The sequence below is a fragment of the Rhodopseudomonas pentothenatexigens genome (genome assembly GCF_900218015.1).
GTDB classification, from domain to species: domain Bacteria; phylum Pseudomonadota; class Alphaproteobacteria; order Rhizobiales; family Xanthobacteraceae; genus Rhodopseudomonas; species Rhodopseudomonas pentothenatexigens.
In genome coordinates this window covers 206999-221756 of sequence record NZ_UFQQ01000003.1, presented here as the reverse complement: position 1 = coordinate 221756, position 14758 = coordinate 206999, and the positions used below count along the sequence as shown (strand labels likewise).

Below are 14758 nucleotides of genomic sequence, written 5' to 3'. Positions count from 1 at the left end.
TTTCGGCAAGAGACGACTCGCGGCATCGCGCGCGCGCCTAGTGGCGCTGGCGTATGCCGTCGCGATCGCGCTGCTGGCGCCGATGTCCGCGCGGGCCGCAGAGACCAGTCCGGAAACCAAGGCGGTTGCTGCAGCCACCGCGCATGCGGTGCCGGGGTTCTGGGATCCGCGGCGCCGGCCGGAGCGGCCGGACCTGTCCCGGCTAACGATGATCCGGTTCCTGACCGAGGTCGACTATCCGCCGTTCAATTTCACCGGCGCCGACGGCAATCCGGCGGGCTTCAACGTCGATCTGGCGCGGGCGCTGTGCGAGGAGATCAAGGTCACCTGCACCGTGCAGATGCGCAAGTTCGAGACCCTGCTGGATGCGCTCGGCAGTAACCGCGGCGATGCCATCATCGCCTCGCTCGCGGTGACGCCGCAAACCCGCGCCAAGGTCGACTTCACCGATCCGTACTACCGCACGCCTGGCCGCTTCGTCGCCCGCAAGGACGCGGTGATGCCGGAGATGCGGCCGGAACGTCTCGAAGGCCGCAAGGTCGGTGCGGTCGCCGGCTCGGCGCACGAAGCCTATCTGAAGGCGATGTTCACCGACGCCGTGTTACAGTCTTATCCGAATGCCGAGGCGCTGCGTACGGCGTTGAAGCGCGGCGACGTCGACTTCATCTTCGGCGACGCAATCTCGCTGGCGTTCTGGATCAACGGCACCGACTCGGAGAACTGCTGCGCGTTTTCCGGCGCTCCGTTCCTGGAGAGTCGCTATTTCGGCGAGGGTGTCGGCATCGCCGTGCGCAAGGGCAACGACACGTTGCGCCAAGCGCTGAATTGGGCGCTGTTCCGGGTTTGGGACAAGGGCCAGTACACTGATCTTTGGCTGCGGTATTTTTCCGTCAGCCCGTTTTGAAAGACCCGCCTTCACTGGCGGTCGGAGACCTGAATGACCACGATCGACCTTCCGAGCGCTTCCGAGCTGCGCACCCTCGCCGAACAATCCAACGCCTGGCCGTTCGAACAGGCGCGCGCGCTGGTGAACCGGCTGAAGAAGCATCCGAAGGACGAGGTGCTGTTCGAGACCGGCTACGGACCGTCCGGGCTGCCGCATATCGGCACGTTCGGCGAGGTCGCGCGCACCACGATGGTGCGCCATGCCTTTCGCGTGCTGACCGACGACAAGATCAAGACCAAGCTGCTGGCGTTCTCGGACGACATGGACGGCCTGCGCAAGGTGCCGGACAACGTGCCGAACAAGGAGCTGCTGGAGAAGAATCTCGGCAAGTCGCTGACCAGCGTGCCGGATCCGTTCGGCACCCACGACTCGTTCGGCGCCCACAACAACGCCCGGCTTCGTCAGTTCCTCGATACGTTCGGGTTCGACTATGAATTCGCCTCGGCGACCGATTACTACAAGTCGGGGCGGTTCGATGCGACGCTATTGAAGGTGCTGGAACGGCTCGACAAGGTGATGGCGATCATGCTGCCGAGCTTGCGCGAGGAGCGCGCCGCCAGCTACTCGCCGTTCCTCCCCGTCTGCCCGCGCACCGGCGTGGTGCTGCAGGTGCCGATCGTCGCGCACGACGTTGCGGCCGGCACGGTGTCCTATGACGATCCGGAAACCAAGGAACGGGTGACACTGCCGGTCACCGGCGGCCACTGCAAGCTGCAATGGAAGCCGGACTGGGCGATGCGCTGGACCGCGCTCGGCGTCGACTACGAGATGGCCGGCAAGGACCTGATCGATTCGGTGAAGCTGTCCGGCAAGATCGCCCAGGCGATCGGCGGCACCCCGCCGGAAGGGTTCAACTACGAACTGTTCCTCGACGAGAAGGGCCAGAAGATCTCCAAGTCGAAGGGCAACGGCCTGACGATCGAGGAGTGGCTGCGCTACGCCTCGCCGGAATCGCTGTCGCTGTTCATGTATCGCGAGCCAAAGGCGGCGAAGCGGCTGTATTTCGACGTGATCCCGCGCAATGTCGACGACTATCAGCAGTTCCTCGACGGCTATGCGCGTCAGGATACCAAGCAGCGGCTCGCCAATCCGGTCTGGCACATCCATTCCGGCAATCCGCCGCAGGCCGACATGCCGGTGACGTTCCAGCTGCTGCTGACGCTGGTGTCGTCGTCCAATGCCGAAAACGCCGAGACGCTGTGGGGCTTCATCGGCCGCTACCGGCCGGGCGTGACGCCGCAGACGCATCCCAAGCTCGACGCCATGGTCGGCTACGCGATCAATTACTATCGCGACTTCGTCGCCCCGACCAAAGTGTTCCGCGATCCGACCGATCAGGAGCGCGCCGCTTTGCAGGACCTGCGCGATGCACTGTCACAGCTGCCGGCGGACGCGACCGCGGAAGCGATCCAGGACGTCGTCTACGAGATCGGCCGCCGCGAGCCGTTCCTCGATCACAAGAAGGCCGCCAAGGACGGCAAGCCGGGCGTGTCGCTCGACTGGTTCAACATGCTGTACCAGGTGCTGCTCGGCCAGGAAAAAGGCCCGCGGTTCGGCTCGTTCGTCGCCGTCTACGGCGTCGGCAATGCAGTGTCGATGATCGACGGCGCGCTGGCGCGCAGCGCGTAGGATCGCGCCTGGCCGACCTGCATCGGGTCGATCGCCACGCCGTTTCAAATCGGCGAGGCGCCTCGGTGATTACTTGGCGGAGGCACCGGCGGCCAGCACCGGGCGCACCGCGTCGCCTTCGCGGAGCTGCGCGCCGGCGCGTTCGACCACGATGTCGCCTTCCTTCAAGCCCTCGCGGATTTCGATATTGCCGCCGTTCATCAGGCCGGTCTCGACGCGGCGGGTTTCCACGATCTGGCGCCGGACGACCTGCACGATGGTGCCGACCGGATTATAGATCACCGCGGTGAGTGGTACCGAAATGCCGCAGCTTTCGCCGGTCTTGATGGTGGCGCGGCCGGAGGCGTTGGCGAGCAGGCGCTTGTCGGTACCGAGGCCGACGAACACGTTGCCGAGCTGGGTCTTCGGCTCCACCGTCGCGGAGATGCGGCGGACCTTGCCTTGCACCTCGTTCTTGTCGCCGACCACCTTGACGGTCGCGGTCTGCCCGACCGAGAGCTGCGGCATGTCGCGGGTCGGCACTTGGCCGACCAGATCGAATTCACCCCTTGTGACGATGGTGAACAATGCTTCCCCCTTGGGCGAGGCCGGTGCGCCGATCAGCGCCGTCGAGGCCGACACCAGGCCGGCGACCGGTGCCTGCACCGTCGCGCCGCCTTCGAGCCTGGCAAGGGCCTGACCCTGGGTGACGGTCTCGCCGGCGTCGATCAGCACGTCGGTGACCTTGGCGGTCGGCCGCTCCGGACGAACCGAGACTTCGTCGCGCGGGATCAGGAAGCCGGATACTTCGACGGTCGCCGGGAAGCAGGCCCTGGCCGCGACGAACACCGTTACGGTCTGGCCGTTGACGTCGCTTTGCTGAGCCCGGGCAGGCTGCATCTGCGCGCAGGCGATCGCCAGCGCCAGCAGCGCCGCGGTCCGGTAGCCAGGATGGCTGCGCCGGGGGAGAGCGAACCTCGCCGTCATCCTGGTTCCTCGTCGTGACCGATCGCGATCGGAAGCCCGCACCGCGCCGGTCCTGATGTTGTCGATCTGCGGCATCGCGCCTCACCGTCCGAACAATTGTTTGATGACCGCATCCACCGCGGCGCCGCCGTCGTCGCGGGGCCGGTCCGTGCCGCCTGGATCGTTGCCGGGGCGGCTGCTCCCGAGCAGGCCGAACAGGCCGCTGCCGATCTCGCGCAGGCGCTTGTACGCCGCATCCGGATCGTCGAGCACGCCGGCGATATCGGGAAAGATCCGCGGAGCGATCCACGGGCCTTCGATCCTGACCGGAATGCCGAACCCGATCGGCTCGCCCGGCGCGGCGATGCCGCGCTCCAATGCGCTTTGCCCCTGTGTGGTCGGCACCAGTTTCGGCTCGACCCGCAGCGCCAGCATCTTGGCCGGCAGGTCGATGCTGCCGGCACCGGTCATCCGCACCAGCGGCCCTGCGAGCTTGAGGTCGGAGGTCTCGGCCTGGCCTTGCGTGATCTTGAACGATACGGCCAACGCGCTGAGATCGGTGACCTCGGTCGGCGCGAACTGCCAGCCGTCCTGAATATGCGCGGTCAGGTTGCGGATCATCCGGGCGAGGTCGAGGCCTCGGATCGCACCGTCCCGGACGCCCACAGCCGCGGTGCCGCCGAGGCCTTGGGCGATGGCGCGTGCGCTGCCGCCCTGACTGCGCAGCGCCAGCTGCGCCTGCAGTTTGCCGTCGATCCGATCGAAATCGGCCAGGCCATCGAGCAGCGGCAGAGCGTGAACGCCGTCGATGTCGCACCGCAGATCGAAAGCGGGCGTGGCGCCGGAGGCGTCGATCACCAGCGTCCCGGTCGCTTGCCCGCCATAGGCGCCGAGACGGCTCGCTTGCACCGACAGCACCCCGGCGGCCAGCTTGGCGTCGGCCAAGGCCGGGCCGATCCGCGCCGGACCGATGTTCAGTTCGGTCGCGGACAGCCGGATCTCGGCATCGACGTAGTTGAGGCCGACGAGATCGAACGGCGTCTCGCTCCACGGCGCGCCGGGCGGCGCCGAGCGCGTGATGGCGACGAGATCGAGCCGTTGAAAGTCGAGGTCGAGCTTGACCAGCGGCTTGCCGGCGACGTCCACCGACGCCCAACCGTTGAATGGCGCATCGCCGAGCTTGCCGCTGACGCCGTTGATCGTCAGCGTCGTGCCGCGCAGCCGCGTTTCCGCCTTCGCGCTGAGGCGCGACGTCAGCAGTCCCGGCGCGTCGAGGGTGAGGCCGACCAGCATCGGCTGCTGGTCGTCGGCTGTCGGCGCGGCGGTGAGCTCGAAAGAAACCGGCGAACGCCCGAGCGTCGCAGACCCGCTGGCGGTGATCGGACCCTTGGGGTCGTCGCGCTCCACGTCGGCCTGGATGCCGGCGATCCGCCGTTCGACGCCGTCGGCCGCGCTGGTCATCACCACCACGCCGTCCTGGATCACGACGTGCTCGATCTCGGCAAGCCCCGTCCCGCCTGGACGCGCGGGTGCAGGCGTTACGACCGCCTGGTCGCGTCGGCGCAGCAGCGGCAGGGACAGCTCGGGCTTGATCAGCGTCAGTTCGGTGATCCGCGGCGTTCCCGACATCAGACTGGTCAGCGGCAGTTCGGCGCGGATGGTGGCGATCTTCAGCCGCGGATCGGTTGGGCGACCGCCCGGCACCTCGGCGTTGACATCGTGCAAGGTCAGCGCCACCGCCGGAAACAGCCGGACGGTGCCGGAGCCGGCGAACCTCACGCGGTAGCCGGTGTCGCGTTCGATCCGGCTCTGCATCGCGGCGGTCAGCGGCCCGGCCGGAATCCCGATCGCGATCAACAGCGCGGCCGCGACGAGAAGCAGAGCCGCAATGGCGCCCGCGATCCGGATCGGCTTCATCTTGGCTCCTCACCCATGCGGCGGACGTCGCCCGATTGCATTCGCCTAGCCGCGCCAGAACGACGGTTTCTTGGCGGACGGCGGCGGTTCGGTGGGGGCAGAGGGCGTCGCTGCCGCCGGCGCCGCCTCGGCTGCCTCCCGCCCGCTGCCGCTGAGCAGGCGCTTGCCGACCGCCCAGAAGCCTCGGCCGACGTCGTCCATCATCATGAACACCGCGGGCACGAAAATCAGCGACAGCACCGTGGAGAAGATCAGGCCGCCGATCACCGCCAGCGCCATCGGCGAACGGAATTCGCCGCCGGCGCCGAACGCCAGTGCGCTCGGCGTCATGCCGGCGACCATCGCGATCGTCGTCATCACGATCGGTCGGGCGCGCTTCTGGCCGGCGTCGATGATCGCGGCGTCGCGGCTCTTGCCTTCGCGCATCGCCTCCATGGCGAATTCGATCAGCATGATGGCGTTCTTGGTGACGATGCCCATCAGCATCAGGATGCCGATCCAGACCGGCGTGGTGAGCTGCTTGCCGGTCAGCAGCAGCGCCCCGATCGCGCCGCCGATCGACAGCGGCAGCGAGAACAGGATGGTGATCGGCTGCAGGAAGGTGCCGAACAGCAGCACCAGCACCGCATACACCATCATCAGGCCGCCGCTGATCGCGGTGGCGAAGCCGTCCGACAGTTCGGCGAGGTTTTCGGCATCGCCCGAGGGACTGATTTTGACGCCCTTCGGCAGCGACTTCATCACCGGCAGCTCGTTGATCTGCTTGGTGGCATCGCCGAGCGCGGCATTGCCGACGAGGTCGGCCGCGACCGTCGCCTGGCGCAGCCGGTCGTAACGGTTGATGCTGGTCGGCCCCTGGTCGAACCTGACGTCGGCGACCACCGACAGCGGCACCGCACCGCGGCCGCCATAGATCGGCACCTGAAGCTGCTCCAGGGTGGCGAGCTCGCCGCGCGCCGAATCCTCGAGCTGCACCCGGATCGGCACCAGCCGGTCGCCGGCGTCGAACTTGGCGAGCGCCGGGCCGACATCGCCGATGGTCGCGACCCGGATGGTCTCGGACAGGCTCTCGGTCGAGACCCCGAGCCGCGCGGCGAGATCGGCGCGGGGGCGAATCCGCAGTTCGGGTCGATCCAGCGCCGTCTCCGAAACGACGTTCGATATCAGCGGAATCCGCTTCATCTGCGACGCCAGTTCCTGGGCGACGTTGTTGACCACGGTGCTGTCGTCGCCGGTCACCACCAGCGAGATCGCACGGAGCCCGTTCTCGTCGAGGAACCAGTAGCGGATGTCGGGCACCAGATCGAGCTGCTTGCTGATGTCGTGCTCGAGCTCGCGCTGGGTGATCGAGCGGTCACTCTTCGGCGTGTAGTTGATGATCAGCGAGGCGCGGCGGACTTCCTGGATGCCGGGCGGCACCCGGCCGCCATCGACGAACACGCTTCTGACTTCGGGCCGCTCGCGCAGCAGCTTGACGATCGCCTCGGTGGTCTTTTCGGTCGTGCCGATCTGGGTGCCGGGCGGCAGTTGCATCGCCAGCACCGAACGGGCGGTGTCCTGCGCCGGCAGGAAGCCCTGCGGCAGCAGCACGATGCTCCAGATCGAGGCGGCGAAGATGCCGAGCCCGATCAGCACCGTGATGTAATAGTGCTGCACCGACCAGGTGACGATCCGCGTATAGCCCCGCAGCACGCGACCCGGCGGTTTCTCGACATGCGGATGGTCTTTCAGGAAATACGCCGCCAGCACCGGCGTGACGAACCGCGCCGCCAGCAGCGAGAAGAACACCTGCACCGACACCGTGATGCCGAATTGCTTGAAGAACTGCCCGGCGATGCCCGACATGAAGCTGGCGGGTGCGAAGATCGCGATGATGGTCAGCGAAATCGCGATCACTGCCAGCCCGATCTCGTCGGCGGCTTCGATCGCCGCCTGATAAGGCGATTTGCCCATTCGCATGTGGCGGACGATGTTCTCGATCTCGACGATGGCGTCGTCGACCAGGATGCCGGTCGACAGCGTGATCGCCAGGAAGCTGACCAGGTTCAGCGAGAACCCCAGCATGTCCATCGCCCAGAACGCCGGGAAGATCGACAGCGGCAGCGAGATCGCCGCGATCACGGTGGCGCGGAGATCGCGCAGGAACAGGAACACCACGATGACGGCGAGGATGGCGCCCTCGAACAGCGTCGAGATCGCCGCCTCGTAATTGCCTTTGGTGTAGTCGACCGAGGTGTCGATCAGCTTCAGCTCGACATCGGGATATTGCGCGGCCAGCGCATCGATCCGCTTCTGCACCGCCTCGGCGACCACCACGTCGCTGGCGCCCTTGGAACGCTTGATGCCGAGCGCCACCACCGGCTCGCCGTTGAAGCGCGCGAAAGTGTGGCGCGCCGCGATGGTGTCGGTGACGGTGCCGAGATCGTCGAGCCGCACTTCGCCGCCGGAATTCAGGCTGATCATGGTGCCGGCGAGATCGTTCAGCGTCCGGGCGCCGGCGAGGGTGCGGATCGCCTGGTCGTTGTTGCCGATTTCGGCGCGGCCGCCGGCGAGGTCGACATTGGTGCCGCGCAGCCGCCGCGACACGTCGAGCGCGGTCAGTCCCGCCGCTCTCAGCCGGTCGGGATCGAGCGACACCAGGATCTCGCGCTCGACGCCGCCGATGCGCTCGACCTGGGCGACACCGCGCACGCCCTGCAGCGCGCGTTTGACCACGTCGTCGACGAACCAGGACAACTGCTCGGGGGTCTTGCCGGGCGAGATCGCCGCGTAGGTGACGATCGGCAGGCCGATCACGTCGACGCGCTGGATCAGCGGCTCGTTGATGTTCTGCGGCAGGTTGGCGCGGACCCGGGTCACCGCGTCCTTGACGTCGTTGAGCGCGCGATCGGTGTTGGTCTCCAGCGCGAACTGGATCGTCGTCACCGACAAGCCGTCGGTGATCGACGAGGCGATGTGGCGCACGCCTTCGACGCCGGAGACGCCGTCCTCGATGGTCTTGGTGACCTGCGCTTCCAGCTCGGCCGGGGCCGCTCCGAACTGCGAGACGGCCACCGAGATCACCGGGATGTCGGCGCTCGGCAGCCGCGTCACCGCCAGCTTGGTGAAGCTGATCCAGCCCAGCGCCAGCAGGATGATCGAAAACAGGATCGACGGCAGAGGGTGCCGGATCGACCAGGAGGAGACGTTGAGGCCCATCAGCGCGCTTTCGATCGCTCGGAATCGTCGGGGAATATCGGCTTGATGCGATCGCCGTCGTGCAGCGAGGTGCCGGCGTCGGCGACCACCGTCTCGCCTTCGCGCACGCCCTCGAGAATCTCGATCGCATTGTCGGACACCAGGCCGATCTTGACCGGTCGGGTCTCGACCACGCTGTCTTTCACCACCTGCACGGTGGAATGGTCGATCGCCGAGCGGGGGATCGCCACGCCGCAGCTCCGCCGCGCATCGATGGTCACGCGCACGAACATGCCGACCTTCAGCGTGGGCGAGGCCACCAGTGAAATCCGCACCTGACCGAATTGGGTCTTGCGGTCGATCTGCGGTGCGCCGAGCCGCACCGCGCCGTTGAGCTCGACGCCGTCGTCGCGGCTGATCCGTGCGGTGGCGCCGGGCCCCACCTTGAGGGCGTGGATGCTCGGCACTTCGGCCTCGACTTCGAGCTCGTTGCCGACCGCGATGCGCAGCATCGGTCCGGCCAGCGGCGAAGCCGGCGCGCCGGCGATGGTCCGCACCTCGGTGATCAGTCCCGCCGCCGGCGCCTTCAGGGTCCTGCTGCCCGCCGCACCGACGATGCGCACGACATCCTGGTTCTCGGTGACAACGCCGCCCTCGCGGACCAGAACGTCGGTGACGCGGCCGTCGCTGTCGGCGATCACCACAGCTTCCCGACGCGGCACCACGAAGCCGGTCACGTGGACTTTGTCGGAAAAACAGGCGCTGGTCGCTTTGGCGACGACGACCTGCACGCCGGCATGGTCCCCGGCCGGCTGATCCGCGCGCGCCGGCAGCATCGTGACGATGCCGCAGAGGATGCCGGCGGCGATCGCGGCGCGTGCCGGCAACAGGTTGGAGCGGGTCCACGCGTCGATCATCGGAGTACTCGGCAAACCTTCGAAACCTCGGCGCAAGCCGGCCCCACTATGGTGCGCGCGGGGAACTTCTATACACCGCTCGATAGTGACAAAACAGCGAAGGCGTCCCGGATCGCGGGACGCCTTGAAGAGCTGTGGTGATCGGCCAAAGCGGCGATCATTTGGCCGCAGCGCTCTGATCGGACATGTTGACGACCTGGACGCGCCGATTGAGTCCGTCGGCAGGGCGTTCCGGGTCCTTCAACCGGCTTTCACCGTATCCGACGGTGACGAGATCGGTGCCGGCGATGCCGTACTTCTCCACCAGCACCCGCTTGATGGTGTCGGCGCGCCGCTCCGAAAGCTCCTGATTGAAGGCGTCACCGCCGACGCTGTCGGTGTGACCGGCCACCACGAAGGTGGCGCCCTTGAGGTCGGGGCTGGACAGCGCCTTGCCCAGGGCCTCGACCGCCGCAGCGGCGTTGCGGCTGATGGTCGCGGAGTTGTACTCGAAGGTGATTTCGAGATCGATGTTCGGCTTGTCCTTGGTCAGCTCGGCGATCTGGGCGCGTTCCCCCGACGACAGCGACCGGGTCGGCCGGTTACGCAGGCTGTCGACGAACCGCACCTGGGTCGGGTCGACAGCGGCGGCCGGCTGTGCGGCCGACAGGCTGCGGGTCAACGGCTTGTTCGGCGTCAGCGCCCGGACGATCTGGTCCGATGTGACGTCGCCGGCCAGCGCCGGCCCGAGCGACAGGGCAGCGCTGAACGCCAGAGCGGCGGTTCCGAGAACGATGCGGGGGCGGGATACGGACATCCGCGGCATGATACTTCCTCCGTAAACGATCGCGCACCGTTGGCCGGTGGCGGACGGTTTGTTGATGACCCTCGTTCCTGATCGTCGCGCCATCTCGGCGGCAGGTTCAACGCGCCCGTCGGGCGCTCGCGGCATCGGGTTGGATCTGCTCAGCGCACGCCGTAGCCGGCGAACTCCTTGCCGATATTCGGATCCAGGTTCTTCGCCGTGGTCAGGTCGATGTCGCCCTCGGAGGTGAGCCCGGTCCGCTTGCGCGCCAGCCCGCGGCCATACAGCGACGAGGTCAGCCGCGGATTGACCTTGAGCGCGGCATCGAAATCGGCGATCGCGGCCTTGTCGCGGCCGCCCTTCAGGTGCAGCAGCCCGCGGCTGTCGAGCGCGTCGACGAAATTCGGCCTGAGCTGCAGCGCCTGATTGCAGTCGGCGAGCGCAGGCTCCAGTTCGCCGATCACGGTGCGGACCCAGCAGCGGTTGTTGTAGGCCTCGACGTCCTTGGGGTTGAGCCGGATCGCTTCGTCGAAGTCCTTGATCGCCGATCGATATGCGCCCTTGCTGGCGTACACCTGACCGCGCCGGTAATAGGAATTGCCGTCGGACGGCCGCTCGGCGATCCGCGCGTTGAGCGACTTCACCGTCGGATCGCTCGCCAGCGCGAGCACCAGCTTGTCGTCGTCGCGCCGCTCGCCGGGAGCCGGCGTCGGGCGCTGGTCGGCGGCGGTCTGGGCCGGCGCGGCCGAGGCCTTCGGCGCCGGCTTGGGCTGTTCGGCCGGCTTCTCCGGTTCGGGTGCCGCCTGCGGCGCAGCCACGGCGGCGGCCGCGGGCTTGGCCTCTACGGGCTTGTCTGCCGCCTTTGCGCCCGGGACGAAGGAGAATTCCTCGGCGAGCGACGACGAAATCCAAGGCACCTGTTCGCCGCGCGACGCCCGGGTCACCCCGAGCCGGGTGCGGTTCAGCGCTTCTTCGGCGGAGATTCCCGGGGCGCGGACTTCCTTGAGCAGCTCGCTGGCGAACAGGCTGTGCTCGTCGCCACGGTCGGTGACGACCGAGCTCAGCGCGGCGGCGTACATCACCAGCGATCCGCCCGGGGCGATGATCGGGGCGAGCCCGGCGGAGAAACTGCGGAAACGCCGTTCGAACGGATTGCGCCGCGAGGCGTCGATCAGCGCGATCTTGACCGACGCGCCGCGACTGTTCAGCTCACCCAGCACGGTTTCGAGCGCGATTCCGTCGCGGCGGACGTCGGGCTCGGTCCAGATCTGAGCGTCGACCGGCACCAGATAGCTCTGTCGGCCGGACTGGATTCCGAATCCGCTGAAGAACACCAACGCCACCGACCCCGGCTTGACCCGCTGATACAGCCGGTCGAAAGCGCGGCGCATGGCGTCGCCGCTGAGATCCTCGCCGAGATCGACATCGAAGCCGGCGCGCTTCAACTCCTCGGCGAGCAGGCGGGCGTCGTTGGTAGGCTGCTTCAGCGGCTTGTCGGCGTCCGGATACTTGCCGTTGCCGATCACCAGCGCGACACGGGCCGGCCCGTCGGCGGCGAACGAGTAGGGCGTTGCAAACAAAGCCGCGAGGAGGACGACGACCAAGCCGAGACGGATGTTCATTCGACGCCGGTCCTGTGGTGCATGCCGCCTCGAACGAGGCCGCGAACTCGAAAGCTTGTGCGCCGCATCTCACCCCACCGTCGTCGCGGCTGTCAATCATCGCCGCCCGGACCTGCCTCGTGCTGATCAGCGTGGTCGATCGACGGTCGCCGACTTGGTGGCGCCGATGCCGATCATCCGACCGAGGCCGGCGCCTTCGCCGGCGCCGTCTCGGAATGGTCGTGGCTGGCCTGGATCAGGTTCAGATGCCGCTCGATCTTGCCGAGGACGGCGGCCAGTTGCTCGCGCTCCCGCTCCGTCAGGCAGGACAGGATCTCCTGTTCCTTGCGTTTCAGCCGCGGCACCAGCTCGTGATACAGGCCGCGGCCCTTCCTGGTCAGGCGCAGCCGAAACTCGCGGCGATCATCCTCGTTCTCGACGCGTTCGATCAGTTCACGCTCGAGCAGGCCGGTGACCGCACGGCTGATGGTCGATTTGTGCGTGCGTGTGCACTGCGCAATGAACTGCGCCGTGCAGGCGTCATTCCTAAAACCGAGCGTGGCGAGAATGCGCCAGCCGGGAATGTCCAGCCCATAGCGCTGCTGATACTCCTCCGACAACGCGGCACTGACTTCCGCGGCCAGCCGGTTGAGCTGGAACGGCACGAACGAGAACAGATCGAGCTTCGACAAAAATTTCTCCCGGGCCGGGTTGCGCGGCGCGACGATCGCGGCTTAGATAGTTGCAAATGAAACTATCACACAGGAGGACGCCTTGACCAGCGCTTTGCACCGGCGAACGGGTCGGCGGGGCTGAGGCCGATGGCCCATCAGGAGCATTTCCAGTTCGGCTATCGCCGGCATCCGGATCAGGATCGACGGGACCCGGCACGCCATCCGGTGGTGGTGGTCGGCGCCGGCCCGGTCGGGCTGTCGCTGGCGATCGATCTGGCACAACGCGGCCAGAACGTGGTGCTGCTCGACGATGCCGACCGGATCGGCGAAGGTTCGCGCGCGATCTGTTTCTCCAAGCGCGCGCTCGAGGTCTGGGACCGGCTCGGCGTCGGCGCCCAGATGGTCGAAAAGGGCGTGATCTGGCAGGTCGGCAAGATCTTTCGCCGTGACGAGATGGTGTACCGCTTCGACCTGCTGCCGGAGACCGGCCACAAGATGCCGGCCTTCATCAATCTGCAGCAATACTACGCCGAGGCGTTCCTGGTCGGCCGGGTGCAGCAGCTGCCGGGAATCGATCTGCGCTGGCGCAACAAGGTGACGGCGCTCGCCCAGCACAACGATCATGCCGAGCTGACGATCGAAACGCCGGATGGGCCGTATCGGCTCGCCGCCGACTATGTGATCGCCTGCGACGGCGCCCGCTCCAGCCTGCGCGGCATGGTTGGCGCCGAGTTCGCCGGCGAAGTGTTCGAAGATCAGTTCCTGATCGCCGACGTGAAGATGACGGCGGAGTTTCCCACCGAGCGCTGGTTCTGGTTCGATCCGCCGTTCCACTCCGGCCAGTCGGCATTGCTGCATCGCCAGCCCGACGACGTCTGGCGGATCGATCTGCAGATCGGCGCCGAGGCCGATGCCGCAGTCGAGCGCCAGCCGGAGCGGGTGCGCCCGCGGATCGAGCGGATGCTCGGCCACGGCGATTTCAGCTTCGAGTGGATCTCGATCTACAAGTTCCAGTGTCGGCGGATGCAGCGCTTCCTGCACGAGCGGGTGATCTTCGCCGGCGACTCGGCGCATCAGGTGTCGCCGTTCGGCGCGCGCGGCGCCAATTCGGGTCTGGAGGACGGCGAGAACCTCGCCTGGAAGCTCGATTTGGTGTTGCGCGGGCAGGCGCCCGCCAGCCTGCTCGACAGCTACGATATCGAGCGCAGTCAGGCCGCCGACGACAACATCCGCCACTCCACCCGCTCGACCGATTTCATCGCGCCGCATTCGAAACAGGAACGCCGGCTGCGCGATGCGGTGCTGGCGCTGGCCCACGACGTCGAATTCGCCAAGCGGATGGTCAATGCCGGCCGGCTGTCGACTCCCTCGGTGTACGACAGCCCCCTGTCCACGCCGGATGTCGATGGCTGGGCCGCCGGTCCACGCCCTGGCGCCGCGCTGATCGATGCGCCGCTGTGTTCCGCCGAAGGCGAGCCGCTGTTTCTCACCGATGCGTTCACACAGGCGGGCCGTAACTTCGTGCTGCTCGAAAGCGCCAACACAATGCGCGCGCCGCTGCCCGCCGGAGTCGCAAGTCTGCGCATCGGCGACGACGCGCCGCTGCGCGACCAGCAGGGCGCCTTCGCGCAGCGCTACGATGCAGCGCCGGGTTCGGCCTATCTGCTGCGCCCCGATGGCTACGTCGCCGCACGGTTCCGGCACCCCACGGCAGATGCAATCGATGCGGCGCTGGCGCGAGCGAGCGGGAGGGCTGTGCTTTGACTGCCGTGCTGTCGACCAAGAGCAATTTTGCCGATCCCGATGCCGCCTATCGGCTGATCGTCGAGACGCATCGCGGTCTGAGCGACGAGCAGAGCGCGGCGCTCGATGCGGCGCTGGTGCTGATCCTCGCCAACCACGTCGGCGACCTCGGTCTGCTCCGCGAAGCGGCGGCGCTGGCGAAACGGAGCGTGGTGGAGGGGCAACGGGAGTGACCGGCGTCAACGAAACCGCGCGGCGCAAGCTCGTCGCCCCAAGGTTCGTCATTCCGGGGCACGCCGCCAGGCGCGAACCCGGAATCTCGAAGTGATGGTGCGAAGCGGCAGTCGCAGAACAACTCGGGATTCCGGGTTCGCTCGCTGCGCGAGCGCCCCGGAATGACGACCTGGAACGATCAGCGCATAAGC

Annotated in this window: 11 protein-coding genes; 4 read left to right on the top strand and 7 right to left on the bottom strand. The window is 67.3% G+C overall.

Annotation, left to right across the window (positions count from 1 at the left end):
* Positions 1-82: 82 nt before the first annotated feature.
* Entirely contained in the window at positions 83-904 is an 822-nt protein-coding gene (locus tag DWA33_RS03915; protein WP_430707859.1) for an ABC transporter substrate-binding protein, read from the top strand.
* A gap of 33 nt (positions 905-937) precedes the next feature.
* The gene (locus DWA33_RS03910; protein WP_114356779.1) at positions 938-2575 is read left to right on the top strand and encodes a lysine--tRNA ligase; all 1638 of its coding nucleotides are present in this window, start codon (positions 938-940) and stop codon (positions 2573-2575) included.
* A gap of 69 nt (positions 2576-2644) precedes the next feature.
* Here the strand turns inward: DWA33_RS03910 and DWA33_RS03905 are convergent, their stop codons facing one another.
* From DWA33_RS03905 to DWA33_RS03875, 7 genes are all read right to left on the bottom strand, one after another.
* The gene (locus tag DWA33_RS03905) at positions 2645-3541 is read right to left on the bottom strand and encodes an efflux RND transporter periplasmic adaptor subunit (protein WP_114356839.1); all 897 of its coding nucleotides are present in this window, start codon (positions 3539-3541) and stop codon (positions 2645-2647) included.
* 81 nt (positions 3542-3622) lie between these two features.
* Positions 3623-5437, bottom strand: a complete 1815-nt coding sequence (locus DWA33_RS03900) for an AsmA family protein (protein ID WP_114356778.1) — start codon at positions 5435-5437, stop codon at positions 3623-3625.
* 45 nt (positions 5438-5482) lie between these two features.
* A complete protein-coding gene (locus tag DWA33_RS03895; protein WP_114356777.1) occupies positions 5483-8635 on the bottom strand; it encodes an efflux RND transporter permease subunit in 3153 nt (1050 codons plus the stop codon).
* The gene (locus tag DWA33_RS03890) at positions 8635-9531 is read right to left on the bottom strand and encodes an efflux RND transporter periplasmic adaptor subunit (RefSeq protein ID WP_114356776.1); all 897 of its coding nucleotides are present in this window, start codon (positions 9529-9531) and stop codon (positions 8635-8637) included. The genes DWA33_RS03895 and DWA33_RS03890 overlap by 1 nt, the downstream gene beginning before the upstream one ends.
* Positions 9532-9688: 157 nt before the next feature.
* A complete protein-coding gene (locus DWA33_RS03885) occupies positions 9689-10336 on the bottom strand; it encodes an OmpA family protein (protein ID WP_114356775.1) in 648 nt (215 codons plus the stop codon).
* Between the two features lie 140 nt (positions 10337-10476).
* Entirely contained in the window at positions 10477-11937 is a 1461-nt protein-coding gene (locus DWA33_RS03880) for a caspase family protein (protein WP_114356774.1), read from the bottom strand.
* Positions 11938-12110: 173 nt separating this feature from the next.
* On the bottom strand, positions 12111-12608 hold the full coding sequence (locus DWA33_RS03875; protein WP_114356773.1) for a MarR family winged helix-turn-helix transcriptional regulator: 498 nt from the start codon (positions 12606-12608) through the stop codon (positions 12111-12113).
* Positions 12609-12737: 129 nt separating this feature from the next.
* Between DWA33_RS03875 and DWA33_RS03870 the strand changes: the two genes are divergently transcribed.
* Complete coding sequence (locus tag DWA33_RS03870) at positions 12738-14354, top strand: FAD-dependent oxidoreductase (RefSeq protein ID WP_114356772.1); 1617 nt, start codon at positions 12738-12740, stop codon at positions 14352-14354.
* Positions 14351-14566: a DUF2783 domain-containing protein gene (locus DWA33_RS03865; RefSeq protein WP_114356771.1), complete on the top strand. Its 216-nt coding sequence runs from the start codon at positions 14351-14353 to the stop codon at positions 14564-14566. Before DWA33_RS03870 ends, DWA33_RS03865 begins: the two co-directional genes overlap by 4 nt.
* The last annotated feature ends 192 nt before the right edge of the window (positions 14567-14758 follow it).